The following is a 16,810-nucleotide window of genomic DNA, read 5'->3' on the forward strand; positions in this document are numbered from 1 at the left end:
TCCCTGCGCATCTGACATGCGGTAGCCTATACTTACTGCTTCAGCCCTGCGGGCAGACCGTTGGGGTATTCTTCCTGTATGGCGCGCTCTATTTCGGCGATGCGGTTGCCTGGGTTGGGGTGTGTTTGCAAAAACTCAGGACCTCCTGCCCCGCCACTTGCCTGCTCCAGTATCTTCATCACCTCCACCATGGCCTTTGGGTCATAGCCAGACCCGGTCGTCAGGCGCACCGACAGCTTGTCTGCTTCCAGTTCATCCTGCCGGCCATAGCGCATGTTCATCAGCTGGCCCACCATTGCGGCTACAACAGCGCCGGAACGGCTGGAGGGATTGTCCGGATCATAGGTAGCGATTGCGGCGGCACCTGTCAGGCCCTGGGTTAGTTTTGCTTTTGCCAGTTGCTGGGCCGAGTGGCGGGCAACGACATGCCCGATCTCATGCCCCAGCACGCCGGCTACCTGGCCCTCCGAGTTAAGCCGCTTCAGCAAACCGGCAGTGATAAACACCTGTCCTCCCGGTAGTGCAAACGCATTCACCGTTTCTTCATCGGCCAGCAAATGGAAGTCAAAGTTGTACGGCGACTGCTTCACTTCGGTGCTCTGTACCAGTCGCTGCCCGATCTCCTTCACCTTTTCAGCTGCTTCCCGATCCGGGTGCAGACCGCCGTATTGCTGCTCCATTTCGGGCGTTGCCTGTAGGCCTAGTGCAATCTCCTGTTGCACGGTCATGTCTACATGCTGTTGCTGGCCCGTAAACTCATTTTCCTGCGTATTACACCAGTAGGTCAGCAGCGACACCCCTCCAAGTAATAACGCGATTATAAATTTAACGATCCCTCTCATGTGCTTTGCTTCTAACAGTTTACCGTGAAACGCGGCAGTGCCCTTTGTGGTTGCGGCTGTAGCAGCTTTGTCTCTGTCAAACTTTTAGGCCATATTATGTGCTTTATACAAGTATAATCTTTAAAATGGAGGAATGGCCTAGTTGCACAATTACCAGCTAAACCGCTAAAAGTATACTCTTCTATATAATTTTCGTAGACCAATAGATTTGCTGCTACTAAGCGGCGTTGAACTTAAAAGATGGAAAGATGAACATGAAAAGAACATTTGGTGCCATCCTGACTATACTTGGCATTATTGGTATTATATGGGGCGCTTATGCGTTCGTAATGGGAGGAGACGGCGTGGCGCTTGGTAAATTCACGGCCATCGTGCCCTTTGTAGTAGGCCTGATCTTTTTCTTTTCTGGTATTGGCCTGGTTAAGACCACCAAAGACCAGACGTGAGCTCTATACTGCTGCTAAAACAACAAGGCCCAACCGATATACTTCTGTTGGGCCTTGTTGTTTTTACTTGTGGCTATATGTTAGCCTACGTTTCAGATTTGCTGTGGCAGCTGCATTTCTGCCTGTGCGAATGCTTCTACTGCTGTATCGGCATCCAGAAAACTGGATGTATACATACGGTCAGCGCCATTTATATACAGGCAGCTGTTATCTTTAATCGCATTGATCACTTCTTTAGAAACCTCCTCAGGCACAGCCGGGCATCCCAGGCTGCGGCCGATGCGGCCATACTTCTTGGCAAAAGCCTCATTTACATATGCGGCGCCATGCACTACAATGGCTCGCTGCAGGGCATTAGAGTTATACTTGGCATCAAGCCCGTTCAGGCGCAGCGACAGGCCATGTTTGCCGAAATAAGTCTTATCAGTCAAATAAAAGCCAATGCTGCTCATATAGGAGTTCGGCGCATTCGAAAACTTTACGGCTTTGTCCTCGCCCGTATTGCGGCCATGCGCCACTAAAGTATGGTATAGTATTTTTTTGGATTGCAGATTGATGATCCACAGGCGCTTTTCGCGACTTGGCCTGGTGAAATCAATTACAGTCAGGATGTTATTGGCAGGTGCGATCAGGTGGCGCTGCTTGAAATTATGATAGCCTACAAAAGCTTTGCGGAAAACATCGAAATTTAGCCCTGCCTCTTTTAAACCGGCTTCATTGTAGACTTCAAGGGTATGATCCGCAAAAAGCATTTGCTTTTCGGCAAAGGTGGCCGCTGCAGTACTTTTATGTGCTACAGCCACTACCTTATTCCGGTGGGTTGCAGCCGTAGCGCTGGCCGGGCTTACAGCCGTGTTCACACTGGTGAAAGAAAGTAAAGCAAGAGTGAAGCAAGTCAAAATGGCTCTAATCATAGTATCTTGGGGCTTTTTGTTGGTGCAATCAGTGGTGCAACAGGAATTCACGTAAGAATTGTTCCGCCGGCTCCCATACTTTTTCAATATACAGGCGCTAAAGCTGGTGCAGGCGGCCTTCTTCTCTAACGCCTGCCGGTACCCACCTGATATAAATTTTACCCCTTAAAATTAGCGATGCCAGTGTTCTGTAAGGTTTTTACACTTTCGCTTGTGTGGTAAAATGGCAGGGTGCAACTTTGAGCAATCAACACCAGAATACAACATGATGCTAAAGCGACTTATAGGAATGCCTTTGCTGCTGTGCCTGCTGCTCCTTACGTCCTGCTATACGCCGGAAAACCTGCGCAACTTCGACAGCGAAACCTGGAAAGCGGATCGGTATGCCTGCCAGGGCAAGCGAAAAGACCTGGTGCAGGAATTTGAAAAGATACGCCGCAACCTGTATGGCCAGAAAGAATACGTAGCGCGCAACGTACTAGGCAAGCCCGACCAGGAAGAACTGCTGGAAGGCAATCAGCGGATCTATTATTATTACCTGGAATCCGGACAGCAGTGCCAGGACAGGCACATCCGCTCTGATGCCAACTGGGCCGAGGTGCACATCAATGCTATTGGAAAAGTATCGGAGGTAACATATAAGTACCCGATAAAAACAGAAAAGCCCGGGTAATCCGGGCTTTTCTGTTTGCTTTCCCTGTTATCTTACAGGATTACAGCTTATCGTTTTCGCTTACAAAATGAATGTTCTGGCGCCCTTCCAGTTCTAGAAACTGGTGCAGTTGCGCAGGTGTGAGCACCTGGTGCAGCGCTTTATCGCTATCCAGGTAAATGGTACGCACCTGTTTTGCCCGCTCAACCGGGTCGGCAAAACTGCGTTCGGCTTGCTGTAGCTGTGCATAGCGCTCCTGGTTCAGGCGGGTTACCTGCTCCAGTTGCTGGTTGGTAAGCTGCAGTTCCTGCTGCATTTCCAAAGTGGCCATGGCCGGGCCATCCATACTTAACGCAAGCACCTGCTTGTCCAGGCTGTCGTCTGTTACGTGCAGGTTCTGCGCATATGTAAGTGTTCCCAGCAGCCACACTGTTGTTAGAAGTATAATTTTTTTCATAAGTATAAAGCTTAGCCTCCCCCTCGTTTCTTGTTTAAGTATTTAAGTTACCATAAGAACGATTTTTTCTGAAACAGGTTAAGGAGCAAAGTAAATATTGTTATACTTTTCTAACAGTATAAGGGCTGGCAGCACCTGATCAAGTATAATGATTCGCATTTATTAATGAACTACCTGAAGAATATAGGATATAATACCCATTTCTGAAACTCTGAAGCTATAAGGCGGTATACCTATAACAGGTAACCGAAATAGCAATTTATCAAGTACACCCGCAAGACACCGGTTACAGTAGGTCTTGTTAAACGCAGCAGCATGAGAACAACATACTATAACCCGAGTGAACTGGAAGTTGATTTTGCCAAGGCCTTAAAAGACCTGTCGCCGCACCTGGAACGGCAGTTGAGCCACGGCGAACAGGTCGTTGACATTGAGTCAGTACATGATGCAGATAACCCGATGGTGATCTATAAACTAAAAGACAAAGAGGGCGACCTGCACGAGGTAGTCGTACAAATTATCCAGCGCCCCGACGCCATCGTAAAATAGCAGCTTCTCTTCTTCTATAAAAAATCAGGCGGCCGTAGGATTCTACGGCCGCCTGATTTTTTTGCTTTCTATTTTCTACTCAAGGGCTTCCGGGCACCTTGTTATCTTTGGTCTTGAAATATTGCATGGCGATGAACGAAACCATCAACCCGGAGATGACACCTTCCAGCATCACCACTATAAAAATCACAAGCCCGGGTGTGGTGGTAAGGCGCTGACCAAAGTAGTTATCCACCGAAAGCGCCCGCAGAAACTCACCATCTCCTATCTTAATGTAGAGTATCATGAACACGGCAAACAGCACGCTACCCGAAACAGCCGTAATGGCTCCAGTGCCAAGTCCCTTGAAATAACCAAGGCGACCTTGATTCATGATTTTTAAAGCTCGTATAGCCAGCGTGACCCCTAAGGCCATAATAATGCCGTTCAGAAAACGAAGCTCCACAATGTGTGTTAGCCCCAGCAGGTCCATCAGCAGGAAGTATAAAATTAAACCTGCTGCTGTCAATATACCGTATTTAAGGCCGATCTTTTCCATAGGTTTGGTTCTGTTTTCCTCTTAGGCAATAGGCAATTACCGGATTTGCTCCGACATGGTATGATCCGGATTTTTAAACCATTGCATAGCAATATACGCCAGCCAGAACCCAGGCCAGGAGCCATAGATAATCGTCAGTACAAACAATGACAGCATAGACAAGCTCTGCGGGAAAAAGGCGCTGGCTTGCAGGTTGTTCAGGTATGTGGCATCAAAAAAGCTTATATAAAAGAGCAGAAAGAACGCCAGAATGGTAGACGAAACCACGCCTGTAATAGCCCCGATGGCCAAACCCTGAAAATAGTTGATTACTCCATTGCTGACTTTCTTAAAGTTATTGATGGCCAGGCAAATGCCGACTACGAGGAACAGCCCACTCAAAAACGAGAGCTCTGTTACATCCAGTAGCCCAAATACACGCATAAACAGGAAGTATACGATGTGCGCCAGCCCCGTATAGATGCCGTATTTGATGGAAACTTTCTGATAGGATACTTTTTTAACTGCCATATAATCCTTCTGTTATGATTCTATAATTAGTTTACAATAAAGGAACAGTTTAGACCTGCAAATGGTTAAATAAAAGGCGCCTGTGAAGCTGGACGGTACTTTTACTGCTGCTCTTTCATGTTCTATAGTACTAAATCTATATACTTTAGATAGTACACTGGCGTTGTGCTTTGAGCCATAATTTTTTACCATTAGTCTGCTTTATCCTGCATGCAGCACCCCTGTTGCACAGGTGTGCAGGCATATTAGCAGGTTTTGGAAGAGGTAAAGCAAAGCCCATTTTTATTTGTATTTTTGCACCGGCAATCAATTTCATATCTCATTTATAGTTAAATATGATAAGTACCAGCAATGTAAGCTTGGCATACGGCAAGCGCACATTATTTGAAGATGTTACCATCAAGTTTACTCCCGGCAACTGCTATGGCCTGATTGGCGCAAATGGTGCTGGTAAGTCAACTTTCCTGAAAATATTATCCGGCGAAATCGACCCGAACACCGGCACGGTAGATATACCGGCTAACGCCAGGCTTGCAGTGCTGAAGCAGAACCACTTTGAGCATGATGAGTCTCCGGCTCTGCAGACGGTGATCATGGGCCACAAGCGCCTTTGGGAGATCATGCAGGAAAAAGACGCCATTTATGCCAAGCCAGACTTTAACGAAGCGGATGGCTTACGGGCAGCCGAACTGGAAGGCGAATTTGCCGACCTGGAGGGCTGGAATGCCGAGTATGAAGCCGCAGAGCTGCTCAGTGGCCTTGGCATTAGCGAAGACCTGCATTATGCCTTGATGAAGGATTTGAGTGGCAGCGAAAAAGTACGCGTGCTGCTGGCACAAGCATTGTTCGGCAACCCCGATATCCTGCTGCTCGACGAACCAACCAACCACCTGGATGCCGAATCCATCATGTGGCTGGAGAACTTTTTAGATAACTTCCAGAATACGGTCATTGTGGTATCGCACGACCGCCACTTCCTGGACGCGGTATGTACGCATGTGGCCGACATCGACTATGGCAAGATCCAGATGTTTGCCGGCAACTATGGCTTCTGGTACGAATCAAGCCAACTGGCTGCCAAACAGCGCACGGATGCCAACAAGAAAACGGAGGATAAGCGAAAGGAACTGGAGGAGTTTATCCGCCGCTTCAGCGCCAATGCCTCTAAGTCCAAGCAGGCCACCTCACGCCAGAAGCTGCTTGATAAACTGACTGTAGATGACATCAAACCGTCGTCGCGCAAGTACCCGTACATTGCCTTTAAGCCGGAACGCGAGGCAGGTAACCAATTGCTGCATGTTGAGAACCTGAGCAAATCTGTGGACGGGCAGACAATCTTCAGCGATGTAACCTTTATGGTTGATAAAGGAGATAAGATTGCCATATTGGGACGCAATGATATTGCAGCTTCCAGTTTCTTCAGAATCTTGTTTGAGGAAGAGCAGCCGGATACCGGACAGTTCAAGTGGGGCACCACCATCACGGCCTCTTTCTTCCCGAAAGATAACCAGGAGTTCTTTGATACGGACCTTAACCTAGTGGACTGGTTACGCCAGTTTTCGGTAGAGAAGGACGAGAGCTTTATCCGTGGTTTCCTGGGGCGTATGCTATTTTCCGGCGAAGAGTCGCTGAAGAAAGCAAATGTATTGTCCGGTGGAGAAAAGGTTCGCTGCATGTTCTCGCGTATGATGCTGCAGTCTGGTAACGTACTGGTGTTTGATGAGCCCACCAACCACCTGGACCTCGAGTCGATACAGGCGCTCAACAACGCCCTGCGCGATTACGACGGCACCGTGCTGTTCTCTTCACATGACCTTCAGTTTGTAGATACCATCGCTAATCGTATCATTGAACTGACGCCGAATGGCATCATTGATAAACGCATGGGCTACGAAGAATATCTGTCGGATGAAACCATACGGGAGCTTCGTAAGAAAATGTACGCTACGGCTGTGGTATAACGTTAGAGAGATGAACCTCCTGAACTGAAGAACAGCATGAAACGACACCAGCCTCTTGTTGGATTCCTGACTTTGCTACTACTGGCGCTATGTATGAGCCGGCCTGTTGTCGCACAGGTACCGGATACGGTATACCAGAAGCCCACCCTGCCGACAGGCCCGACTTTACCGCCGGCACAGCAGCCGCGTCAGCAGCAACAGCAGGTAGATCCGCGGCCACCGATAGTAGCGGAGCCGCCGCAAGACAGGCAGCAGCCGGATAAAGATGAAAAGCCACAGGAACTGCTCGACCGTTTATACTACGGGGGCAGCTTCGGGCTACAGTTCGGTACTTATACTAACATTTCGCTGCTGCCTATACTTGGCTACCGCGTTACAGACCGTTTTAATGTAGGAGCCGGCGTGGTATATCACTTTATTCGCAGCAACGGCCTGAGTATGCATGATTATGGCGGCCGCGCTTTCACGCAGGTAGAGCTGGTAGATGTCGGGAATGGTGCCATTCTGGCACATGCCGAGATGGAGGTACTGAGTGTTGCTATCCCTGACCAAGACGCTCATGGCATTTTTTATACCCGTCACCAAAGTATGGCATTGCCGCTTGTAGGCCTGGGCTATCGTCAGCGCATCAGCGACAAAGCTTCTTTCGACCTGCTGCTGCTTTACAATGTAAATGACGACCTGAACAACCCCTACAGCAATCCGGTGATTCGGGCAGGCTTTAATATTCCTTTTCGGCAGTAGAACTTGGCCATAAAGCTCATAAAAAAGGGGCCGCTACGTTTGTAGCGGCCCCTTTTTTAATTATAAGTATTTATTGTATCTAAAAGCGCTAGCCCCGAATCAAACGGAGAAGCACGATAATAACGGCAATAACCAACAGAATGTGGATCAATCCACCAACGGCATCCGGAAAGCCCAGGAAACCGATTAGCCAGAAGATTACCAGAATAGCTGCGATGATATACAATATATTTCCCATAGTTTTATGTATTTAAGTGTATTGTTTATGATTGTACTGTTAACGAGGATTCAAGCCCAAGGTTAGGCACCTCTTATCAAGCGAAGTACCACTGCTATTACAGCCAGTACAAGAAGTATGTGGATAATTCCGCCTACAGCATCCGGGAAGCCCAGGAAACCGATTAGCCAGAAAATAACCAATACAACTGCTATTACATAAAGTAGATTTCCCATAATTTTAGTTTTAGTTCAGGTTGTTACAACTGCTTCTACCCTTCTGAACAGCCAGAATAAACCTTTGTCGCTGCCAGTTGTTATCGTAGAATGCTTTTGTATTTTTAAATTTATTGCTTTTACGCATCTATATTTTAAAGGATTTATATTAAAGCATTTTTTTGTAGTAATCTATTCATAAGATTCAAATAGCTAAGCAGACCATCCCTAGCACAATCCCTATTAATTTACTGTTTTACAAGCCATTATACCCTAACAATCGCCTTTCCTAAAATATAAGACGTACCGGACATGCGCAGTGCTAATTATATTATTTTTGTTTAACCACTGATCTAAGTCTAATTTTTAAATTGAAGTCTTTCAAGAGCAGCTTCAATTTGCCCGACCTTACACTTATTTCTGTTAGTTTTGTATAAGATACTAACCACAATCTTAACCATATATGAAAAAAATTGCAGTTATAGGTTCCGGCACAATGGGCAACGGCATTGCGCATGTCTTTGCCCAGAATGGTTTTCCCGTTTCGCTCATTGATGTTTCGGCGGAGGCCCTTCAGAAAGCGCTGGGAACGATTACCAAAAACCTGGACCGCATTATTGCTAAAGGCAACCTGACCGAAGCACAGAAAGAACAGACACTCGCCAACATTACCACCTATACCAGCCTGCAGGAGGGCGTACAAGAGGTGGACCTGGTTGTTGAAGCCGCCACGGAGAACATCGACCTGAAGCTGAAAATATTCCGCGACCTGAGCACTTACTCAAAGCCGGACGCCATACTTGCCTCCAACACCTCGTCTATTTCTATCACCAAAATTGCGTCGGTAACAGACCGCCCGGACAAGGTGATTGGCATGCACTTTATGAACCCGGTGCCCGTAATGAAGCTGGTAGAAGTGATCCGGGGCTATGCTACTTCCGATGAGGTAACCACCCGCATTCTGGACCTTTCGAAGCAGTTGGGCAAAGTACCGGCAGAAGCAAACGATTACCCTGGCTTTGTTGCCAACCGCATCCTGATGCCCATGATCAACGAAGCTATTTATACTTTATATGAGGGTGTGGCCGGTGTAGAAGAGATCGATACGATCATGAAACTTGGGATGGCACACCCCATGGGCCCGCTGCAGTTAGCAGATTTCATTGGCCTGGATGTGTGTTTATCTATTCTAAATGTGCTGTATGAGGGTTTTGGTAATCCGAAGTATGCGCCCTGCCCGCTGCTGGTGAACATGGTACAAGCCGGCCACAAAGGCACCAAGTCAGGCCAGGGCTTTTACTCCTGGACGCAGGGCTCGAAAGAACTGGTTGTAGCCGAACGGTTCAGGAAACAATAAATTCGTTACGTTTTTTGTGGAGCGCTAAACTTATATAGAAAGAACTTTATTCGCATTCGTTATAACTGTTTCTTTTCGTGGCTGAATCATCTGCCCCTGGTATACCAATCTAAAGAATCCTAAAATCCTGTAAATCCTGATTCAGACAAAAAGCGCCTCTGCAAATAGTTTGCAGAGGCGCTTTTAAATTTATTACGCGAATCGATCAACGCACAACATATAATGATCAACTATCTAGACTGCCACGGCATGATCGCGTAGCACGTCGTTTAGCGATGTTTTGAGGTCGGTGCTTTCCTTACGCTGCCCAATAATGAGGGCGCAGGGCACCTGGAAATCACCAGCCGGAAATTTCTTGGTGTAGGAACCTGGAATTACTACAGAGCGTGGCGGCACATAGCCTTTGTATTCTTTTGGCTCGCTGCCCGTTACGTCAATGATCTTGGAGCTACCCGTAATCGTAACGCCAGCCCCGATCACTGCCTCTTTGCCCACGTGGCAACCTTCCACCAAAATACTTCTGGAGCCTATAAACGCACCATCCTCAATGATCACAGGGGCGGCTTGCACCGGCTCCAGCACACCGCCTAAGCCTACGCCACCGCTCAGGTGCACGTTTTTGCCTACCTGTGCGCAGCTGCCCACAGTAGCCCAGGTATCCACCATCGTACCTGCATCCACATAAGCGCCAATATTTACATAAGAAGGCATCATGATCACGCCTTTAGCTAAGAAAGCACCGTAACGGGCGACAGCATGCGGTACCACACGCACTCCCAATTGGGCATAGTTCCGCTTTAGCAGCATCTTATCATGAAATTCAAAAGGGCCAACCTCAATTGTCTGCATGGATTGGATCGGAAAGTAAAGCAGCACCGCTTTCTTTACCCATTCGTTCACCTGCCAGGTATCGCCGGTGGGCTCTGCCACGCGCAGGGTTCCTTTGTCTAATTCTTCAATTACGGTCCGGATTGCTTCTACCGTGCTTCCTTCCTGCAACAGTTCGCGGTTTTCCCACGCCTCCTCTATTATTTGTCTTATCGCCATGTCTGTTTATGATTGCTATAGATTACTGCGCAAAAGTATTAATTTTAAACGATGTCTGAAAAGAGAATCCTGATTGCCTCGCTGCTGAAGCCGGTGAATGACACGCGCATGTATGAAAAGCTGGGGCTTACCCTCTGCCAGCTGCCGCAGGTGCAGGTACACCTCTGCGGCTACGCAGCTGCCCCTCCTGCGGGTGCGCCCGCTAACATGCACCTGCACCCACTCTTTCAGTTCAGGCGCCTGAGTATGGGGAGGGCAAAGGCGCAGCTACACTACTATCAATTGCTGCTGCGGCTCCGGCCACACCTTATTATTGCCTGCACCCACGAGCTGCTGTTGCCCAGCGTATACTATGCCCGCCGCTACAAATGTCGATTAGTGTACGACGTGCAGGAAAATTATACTTTAAATTTGACAGCTCAGCAAAATTACCGCCCCGGCCTGAAGCACCTGATGGCCTATACTATCGGCCGCATAGAACGGGCTGCGGCACAAAACATCAGCCATTACCTGGTGGCGGAGCGCAGTTACTTGCAGGAGTTGCCGTTTCTGCAACCACACAACACAACCCTCATCGAGAACAAGTATAAAACAGCTCCCGGCTATACTATGCCCGCCACACCTGTTCCGCTGCCAAACGGTCCTCTGCGCCTGCTGTATTCCGGCACTATTTCCGAAGTATACGGCATCTTTCAGGCCATTGCTTTTGCTGATGCCGTGCAGGCGCTGCTCCCAGGAACAACGCTCACCATCATCGGCCATTGCCCCCGGCAGGATACCTGGCAGCAGGTAAAAGCACTGGCTTCACAGCGGCCTTACCTGCACCTTATGGGTGGTGGGGAACTGGTGCCGCACCAGCAGATTATAGAGCAACTACAGCAGTGCCATGTAGGTTTGCTGCCGTATCAGCCTAACGAGAGCACGTTTCGCTGTATACCTACCAAGCTGTATGAATATGTGGCCCATGCGCTCCCGATGGTAGTGCAGCAAAATACATTGTGGCACCCTTTAGTTTCGCGCTTTGGTGCCGGCCTAAGTATAGACTTTGCTGCCTTTGATGCCGTACAGCTACTACAGGAATTACAGCAGCCTTTTTATACTTCGGGTATACCAGCCGATGTCTTCTGGGCAACACAGGAACCGGCATTGCTGTCCGCTATAGCCCCCCTACTGGACTCTACTGAAGTATAAACTTCGCTAAAAATATTTTTAGGTGAATCTAAAAACCTTTTAAATCAGTATATTTGTAAGACTAATTACCTTCTACTATGCGAAATTCGAAAATTGCCGGCGTAGGCCATTACGTTCCGGAACGGGTAGTCACCAATAAAGACCTGGAGAAGATCATGGATACCTCTGACGAATGGATCAGGGAACGCACCGGCATTGTGGAGCGCCGCTATTTTGAGGAGGGAGTGGATACCACCTCCAACATGGGCGCAGAAGCTGCTCGCCGCGCCTTAAAAATGGCTGGCCTGGAGCCACAGGACCTTGACATGATCGTATTTGCCACCCTTAGCCCTGATTATGTATTTCCCGGCTCCGGTGTGCTGTTGCAGCGTGAACTGGGCATCAAAGAAATTCCGGCGCTGGATGTGCGTAACCAATGCTCCGGTTTTATATATGCTTTGTCTGTCGCAGATCAGTTCATCAAAACCGGTATGTATAATAATGTGCTGGTGGTTGGCTCCGAAATACACTCCAGCGGTCTTGACTTTTCGACACGTGGCCGTGGGGTTTCTGTGATCTTCGGAGACGGCGCGGGAGCTGCGATCCTCACTCCTTCTGAAAGTAACGACAAAGGTATCCTGTCTACACACCTGCACTCCGACGGCGAATTTGCCGAAGAACTGGCGACGCTTGACCCGGGCAGCAACAAGAAAGACCGCCTGACACATGAGATGATAGACGAGGGCACCATTTACCCTTACATGAACGGCAACACAGTGTTTAAGCACGCTGTAACCCGCTTCCCGCAAGTGATCGAAGAAGCCCTGCACCAGAACGGCTACCAGGCATCAGACATCGATATGCTGATTCCTCACCAAGCCAACCTGCGCATTACGTCTTACATTCAGCAGAAAATGGGCTTGCCGGTGGAGAAAGTGTTCAGCAACATCCACAAGTATGGCAATACCACGGCGGCCTCTGTGCCGATTGCGCTAAGCGAAGCGGTACAGGAAAACCGCATCAAAGCAGACGACCTGGTATGCCTGGCCGCTTTTGGCAGTGGCTTTACCTGGGCCTCGGCGCTCATCCGCTGGTAAGTATAATTCTGAATAACTGAATAACTGCGTTTTGAATAATTGAAGAGAAGAGGACATAACTTTAGCCTTCAATTATTCAAAACGCAGTTATTCAAAATGAAAGCACCGTGAACCACAGCTTCACAGAAGAAAACTACATCAAAGCCATTTACAAACTGTCGGCGAAAGGCACCCAGGAGGTGAGCACGAATGCGCTGGCTGAAACGCTGGCGACGCGGGCGGCCTCTGTGACCGATATGCTGCGCAAGTTGAGTAGCAAGCACCTGGTGCATTATGTGCGGTACCGAGGCGTTAGGCTCACGGATGCAGGTGAGCAGGTAGCGTTGCAAGTGATCCGAAAGCACCGGCTGTGGGAGGTTTTTCTGGTACAAAAGCTGAAGTTTAACTGGGACCAGGTGCATGAAGTGGCCGAAGAACTGGAACACGTTACCTCGGAGCTGCTGACGCAGCGGCTGGAAGAGTTCCTGGGCTTCCCGAAAGTAGATCCGCATGGAGACCCGATACCTTCGGCCACCGGTGAGATCAGCCAGCCCCGCCAGAAGTTGCTGGCCGAGATGGAGATTGCCGAGGCCGGTGTAGTAGTTGGTGTCAACGACTCGCAGCCCCTCTTTCTGCAATACCTGGATAAAGTGGGCATTTCGCTGGGCAGCCGGATAAAAGTGACAGATAAGCTCGGGTTCGACAACTCCATGGAGATCAGGCTGGAGGAAAATAAAACGCTCCTTATTTCGCAGGAAGTATCCTGTAACCTATACCTGTCGGCCTGATTGGCGCCTGCAGCACCTGTATACTACTTATAGATGATGGAAGAAAGAGCCGCTATACCTGAGCCGTTATGTTAAAACAGGAGCCTTATTCGAGTAAGTCGCTGGGGGAAGTGCACTCGAGCATCGACACCACGAACAAAACCGGTTTCTGGAAAAAACTGCTGTCGTTTCTGGGTCCTGCCTACCTGGTGAGCGTGGGCTACATGGACCCCGGCAACTGGGCCACGGATATTGCCGGCGGCAGCCAGTTCGGCTACAAGCTGGTGTGGGTGCTGGTAATGTCTAACCTGATGGCCATTCTGCTGCAGAGCCTGAGTGCGCGGCTGGGGGTGGTGCGTGGTAAAGACCTGGCGCAGGCCTCCCGCGAAGCCTATCCCAAGTTTGTGAACATACCGCTTTACCTGCTGGCCGAGATCGCCATTGCCGCCTGCGACCTGGCCGAAGTGCTGGGTATGGCCATTGGCCTGCAGCTGCTGTTCGGCATTCCCTTGCTCTGGGGTGTGGGCCTCACCGTTTTCGATACGTTCCTGCTGCTGTTCCTCATCAACAAGGGCATGCGCAAAATGGAAGCGTTTGTACTGGTGCTGGTCAGCATTATTGGAGGCGCCTTTGTACTGGAGATGGTGTTTGCCAAGCCTGACATGGGCGAGTTGGTACAAGGTTTCGTTCCCTCCCTCCCCGACAGCACAGCCCTTTACATTGCTATTGGTATTATAGGAGCAACGGTGATGCCGCACAACTTATACCTGCACTCCTCGCTGGTGCAGTCGCGTAAGATCGAGCGCAGCGCCGACGGTGTTCGTAAAGCCATCCGCTTCAACAACCTCGACTCCGCCATCGCGCTGAACCTGGCTTTGTTTGTGAATGCCGCCATCCTCATACTTGCGGCAGCCGCCTTTTACAAGAATGGCATGTATACGGTTTCCGAAATCAAGGATGCGCATAAGTTTCTAGCGCCGCTGCTTGGCTCTAAATGGGCCCCTGTGCTATTTGCCGTCGCCCTGATTGCGGCAGGTCAGAGCTCTACCCTGACGGGTACGCTGGCTGGCCAGATTGTAATGGAAGGCTACCTGAACCTGCGCATCCAGCCCTGGCTGCGGCGTATGATTACCCGCCTGTTGGCTGTGGTGCCGGCCATGCTCGTGATCTTATACTATGGCGAAGATGAAACCGGCCATATGCTGGTGCTAAGCCAGGTGATCCTGAGCCTGCAGCTGGGTTTTGCTGTTATCCCGCTCATTCACTTCGTGAGCCACAAAGAACGCATGGGCCAGTTCGCGATCGGCAAGCTGCTGAAAGGCGCTGCCTGGCTGTCGGCTTCTATCATCGTTGTGCTGAATGTGAACCTGGTGATCGAAGAAGTTTCCGGCTGGATCCGGACAAGCGACCATGCACTGCTTATTTGGTGCACCGTGGTGCCGCTTATAACAGCCTGTGCCCTGCTGCTGCTCTACATCACCTTCCAGCCCTTTATTGCCACCGCGCGCGGGCACGTGGAGGTGCCGCGCCATCACCGCCCGGTCAGCTACCCGGAGCAGTCGCGGCCCGTGTATGCTAAAATTGCCATCACCCTGGACTTCTCGGCAGTAGACAAGCAGGTGATCAACAACGCGCTGGCAATTGGCACCCCTGCGGCGGAGTACCTGCTGATCCACGTGGTGGAAACAGCCGGTGCCCTGGTATTCGGCCAGGAGATCCATGACTTTGAAACAGATTCTGACAGAGCCAACCTGGAGCGGTATGCGAATGATTTGCGCAGCAAGGGCTATAATGTGTCGTACCAGCTGGGCTTCGGAAACCCTAAGCGGAGCATCCCGAAGATTGTTAAAACCTATCGGGCGGAGTTGCTCGTGATGGGATCACACGGGCACCAGATGATGAAAGACCTTATCCTGGGCACCACCATTGAATCGGTGCGCCACGCAGTAAAGATTCCCGTTCTGATCGTCTAAATGCTGCCTGAAGATACAAGGCAGATCAGAAAACCTGCTGCTGGCTACTGCTTTTAAACTCCAAGGGTATACTTGTACTGCAAGCTCTGGCACGTTCTATAGACATGCTTTTGCAACAGTAACATGCCCGCTCCTGCTCTAGACTTAATGAAGCAGAGAATTGCAGTTAGCAGATTGCAACCGACATTGTAGCTTTTGAAGGCCCAACAGCTGAATGGGCGTTCCCGGCCATTGCAATGCTAGTTTTTATTTGAATAGGAACTTTCATACTGCTTCCTTCATCGAATAAGCATGCATTGGAATTTTAATTGTAGCCGCTGCTGTTTATCTTTCAACTATAAAAAGCATAGAACGACTTCCCTTAACCTTACCTGCATGCAAAAGATATCTTTCATACTGGCAGCTACAGTCTTTGCCCTAACCTTATCGGGTTGCAAAGTGAATGGCACAGCCTCAGTTCCTCCTTCAGATGCCACACCAGCAATCGTAACTGCTCCGGCAGCAACCAAAACTTCTGATGCCGTAGCAGAACAGCCAGGTGCTGCCGCTATTGAGTGGCTAACGATAGAGCAGGCCGCCGCTAAGCAGCAGCACGAACCCCGTAAGCTGGTGATAGATGTATACACAGACTGGTGCGGCTGGTGCAAGAAAATGGATAAAACGACCTTCAAAGATCCGGCCGTTGCGGCATATATCAATGCGCATTACTATGCCGTAAAGCTCGATGCCGAAGGCAAAGATCCGATTACGCTAAATGGGCAGACCTATACGTACAACCCAGAGTATAAACTGCATGAGTTAGCAATAGCCCTCCTCAACGGGCAGCCCAGCTTCCCAACCACTGTTTACCTGGACGAAAACATGAAGATGCTCTCCCCTGTCCCCGGCTACATGGAGGCACCCGCTTTCGCTCAGATCCTCCTATATTTCGGCGATAACCACTATAAAACATCGTCTTTCGAAGATTTTGCAAAAGGAAGTGAAGGGAAGTAGGTAAAGCTGGAGTAGTTTGGCGCAAAGCTGCTTTTGTAGCTTGGAGCAACTGGTCTGATTTTGTACTTGGACTCAGCGGCTGTTTTCTCAATTCGTATTTTGCAATACTTCCTAGCTGCTATTTATGAGCAGTTTATACTTTGGGCTATACTTAATAGCTACTGACTTTTGCTTTTATACTTCCGGTTATGCTTGGTAGCTACTTCAACTCCTTCGTTGTATCTATACTTGGTAGCTGTTGTTTATACTTCACCAAGCAAGCTATACTTGGTAGCTGCTGTTCTTCCTCAGTTTTATACTTGTCTTGTTTCATCTTAAGCTTTGAAGCGCTCTAAGCCCGAAAGGGCATGTCCTGGGGGTGCAGGGGCCCCCGACAAGGGCA

The 16,810-nt window shown here is 49.4% G+C and carries 20 protein-coding genes; 11 read left to right on the forward strand and 9 right to left on the reverse strand.

Going from position 1 to position 16,810, the window contains the following annotated elements; genetic code table 11:
• Positions 1–32: 32 nt before the first annotated feature.
• Positions 33–842, reverse strand: a complete 810-nt coding sequence (locus ABDW72_RS13215) for a M48 family metalloprotease (RefSeq protein WP_347159043.1) — start codon at positions 840–842, stop codon at positions 33–35.
• A gap of 248 nt (positions 843–1,090) precedes the next feature.
• Here ABDW72_RS13215 and ABDW72_RS13220 point away from each other — a divergent pair, with 248 nt between their 5' ends.
• Positions 1,091–1,288: a hypothetical protein gene (locus ABDW72_RS13220; RefSeq protein ID WP_347159044.1), complete on the forward strand. Its 198-nt coding sequence runs from the start codon at positions 1,091–1,093 to the stop codon at positions 1,286–1,288.
• A gap of 92 nt (positions 1,289–1,380) precedes the next feature.
• Here ABDW72_RS13220 and ABDW72_RS13225 read toward each other — a convergent pair whose 3' ends face one another.
• Positions 1,381–2,148: a murein L,D-transpeptidase catalytic domain family protein gene (locus tag ABDW72_RS13225; protein WP_347159045.1), complete on the reverse strand. Its 768-nt coding sequence runs from the start codon at positions 2,146–2,148 to the stop codon at positions 1,381–1,383.
• A gap of 319 nt (positions 2,149–2,467) precedes the next feature.
• On the opposite strand from ABDW72_RS13225, the gene ABDW72_RS13230 reads away from it, so the two are divergent.
• Positions 2,468–2,875 carry a hypothetical protein gene (locus ABDW72_RS13230; protein WP_347159046.1) on the forward strand — a complete coding sequence of 136 codons (408 nt, stop codon included), beginning with the start codon at positions 2,468–2,470 and terminating at the stop codon, positions 2,873–2,875.
• Positions 2,876–2,915: 40 nt separating this feature from the next.
• Here the strand turns inward: ABDW72_RS13230 and ABDW72_RS13235 are convergent, their stop codons facing one another.
• A complete protein-coding gene (locus ABDW72_RS13235; protein WP_347159047.1) occupies positions 2,916–3,311 on the reverse strand; it encodes a hypothetical protein in 396 nt (131 codons plus the stop codon).
• A gap of 315 nt (positions 3,312–3,626) precedes the next feature.
• Between ABDW72_RS13235 and ABDW72_RS13240 the strand changes: the two genes are divergently transcribed.
• Entirely contained in the window at positions 3,627–3,860 is a 234-nt protein-coding gene (locus ABDW72_RS13240; protein WP_347159048.1) for a hypothetical protein, read from the forward strand.
• Between the two features lie 79 nt (positions 3,861–3,939).
• Here ABDW72_RS13240 and ABDW72_RS13245 read toward each other — a convergent pair whose 3' ends face one another.
• The 3 genes from ABDW72_RS13245 to ABDW72_RS13255 all read right to left on the reverse strand — a co-directional run bounded on the left by ABDW72_RS13245 (position 3,940) and on the right by ABDW72_RS13255 (position 5,224).
• The gene (locus ABDW72_RS13245; RefSeq protein ID WP_347159049.1) at positions 3,940–4,398 is read right to left on the reverse strand and encodes a DUF4199 domain-containing protein; all 459 of its coding nucleotides are present in this window, start codon (positions 4,396–4,398) and stop codon (positions 3,940–3,942) included.
• Positions 4,399–4,434: 36 nt separating this feature from the next.
• Positions 4,435–4,908: a DUF4199 domain-containing protein gene (locus ABDW72_RS13250; protein ID WP_347159050.1), complete on the reverse strand. Its 474-nt coding sequence runs from the start codon at positions 4,906–4,908 to the stop codon at positions 4,435–4,437.
• 145 nt (positions 4,909–5,053) lie between these two features.
• Positions 5,054–5,224: a hypothetical protein gene (locus tag ABDW72_RS13255; protein ID WP_347159051.1), complete on the reverse strand. Its 171-nt coding sequence runs from the start codon at positions 5,222–5,224 to the stop codon at positions 5,054–5,056.
• Positions 5,225–5,243: 19 nt separating this feature from the next.
• Between ABDW72_RS13255 and ABDW72_RS13260 the strand changes: the two genes are divergently transcribed.
• Together ABDW72_RS13260 and ABDW72_RS13265 are read left to right on the forward strand one after the other, a co-directional pair.
• Entirely contained in the window at positions 5,244–6,869 is a 1,626-nt protein-coding gene (locus ABDW72_RS13260; protein ID WP_347159052.1) for an ABC-F family ATP-binding cassette domain-containing protein, read from the forward strand.
• Between the two features lie 36 nt (positions 6,870–6,905).
• Positions 6,906–7,613: a hypothetical protein gene (locus tag ABDW72_RS13265; RefSeq protein WP_347159053.1), complete on the forward strand. Its 708-nt coding sequence runs from the start codon at positions 6,906–6,908 to the stop codon at positions 7,611–7,613.
• Positions 7,614–7,701: 88 nt separating this feature from the next.
• Here the strand turns inward: ABDW72_RS13265 and ABDW72_RS13270 are convergent, their stop codons facing one another.
• Positions 7,702–7,851: a lmo0937 family membrane protein gene (locus ABDW72_RS13270; RefSeq protein ID WP_347159054.1), complete on the reverse strand. Its 150-nt coding sequence runs from the start codon at positions 7,849–7,851 to the stop codon at positions 7,702–7,704.
• Between the two features lie 62 nt (positions 7,852–7,913).
• Positions 7,914–8,066: a lmo0937 family membrane protein gene (locus ABDW72_RS13275; protein ID WP_242919443.1), complete on the reverse strand. Its 153-nt coding sequence runs from the start codon at positions 8,064–8,066 to the stop codon at positions 7,914–7,916.
• 442 nt (positions 8,067–8,508) lie between these two features.
• Between ABDW72_RS13275 and ABDW72_RS13280 the strand changes: the two genes are divergently transcribed.
• Positions 8,509–9,402 carry a 3-hydroxybutyryl-CoA dehydrogenase gene (locus ABDW72_RS13280; protein ID WP_347159055.1) on the forward strand — a complete coding sequence of 298 codons (894 nt, stop codon included), beginning with the start codon at positions 8,509–8,511 and terminating at the stop codon, positions 9,400–9,402.
• Between the two features lie 234 nt (positions 9,403–9,636).
• Here ABDW72_RS13280 and ABDW72_RS13285 read toward each other — a convergent pair whose 3' ends face one another.
• Positions 9,637–10,449, reverse strand: a complete 813-nt coding sequence (locus tag ABDW72_RS13285) for a 2,3,4,5-tetrahydropyridine-2,6-dicarboxylate N-succinyltransferase (RefSeq protein ID WP_347159056.1) — start codon at positions 10,447–10,449, stop codon at positions 9,637–9,639.
• Between the two features lie 51 nt (positions 10,450–10,500).
• Between ABDW72_RS13285 and ABDW72_RS13290 the strand changes: the two genes are divergently transcribed.
• The 5 genes from ABDW72_RS13290 (at position 10,501) to ABDW72_RS13310 (ending at position 16,428) form a co-directional block, all read left to right on the forward strand.
• Positions 10,501–11,640, forward strand: a complete 1,140-nt coding sequence (locus ABDW72_RS13290; RefSeq protein WP_347159057.1) for a glycosyltransferase family protein — start codon at positions 10,501–10,503, stop codon at positions 11,638–11,640.
• 77 nt (positions 11,641–11,717) lie between these two features.
• Positions 11,718–12,716, forward strand: a complete 999-nt coding sequence (locus ABDW72_RS13295) for a 3-oxoacyl-ACP synthase III family protein (protein WP_347159058.1) — start codon at positions 11,718–11,720, stop codon at positions 12,714–12,716.
• Between the two features lie 107 nt (positions 12,717–12,823).
• Complete coding sequence (locus ABDW72_RS13300; RefSeq protein ID WP_347159059.1) at positions 12,824–13,483, forward strand: metal-dependent transcriptional regulator; 660 nt, start codon at positions 12,824–12,826, stop codon at positions 13,481–13,483.
• 68 nt (positions 13,484–13,551) lie between these two features.
• Positions 13,552–15,435 carry an Nramp family divalent metal transporter gene (locus ABDW72_RS13305; RefSeq protein WP_347159060.1) on the forward strand — a complete coding sequence of 628 codons (1,884 nt, stop codon included), beginning with the start codon at positions 13,552–13,554 and terminating at the stop codon, positions 15,433–15,435.
• 375 nt (positions 15,436–15,810) lie between these two features.
• Positions 15,811–16,428, forward strand: a complete 618-nt coding sequence (locus tag ABDW72_RS13310) for a thioredoxin fold domain-containing protein (protein WP_347159061.1) — start codon at positions 15,811–15,813, stop codon at positions 16,426–16,428.
• Positions 16,429–16,810 lie beyond the last annotated feature (382 nt).

Origin of the sequence: Pontibacter chitinilyticus (assembly GCF_039748935.1) — a bacterium.
GTDB classification, from domain to species: domain Bacteria; phylum Bacteroidota; class Bacteroidia; order Cytophagales; family Hymenobacteraceae; genus Pontibacter; species Pontibacter chitinilyticus.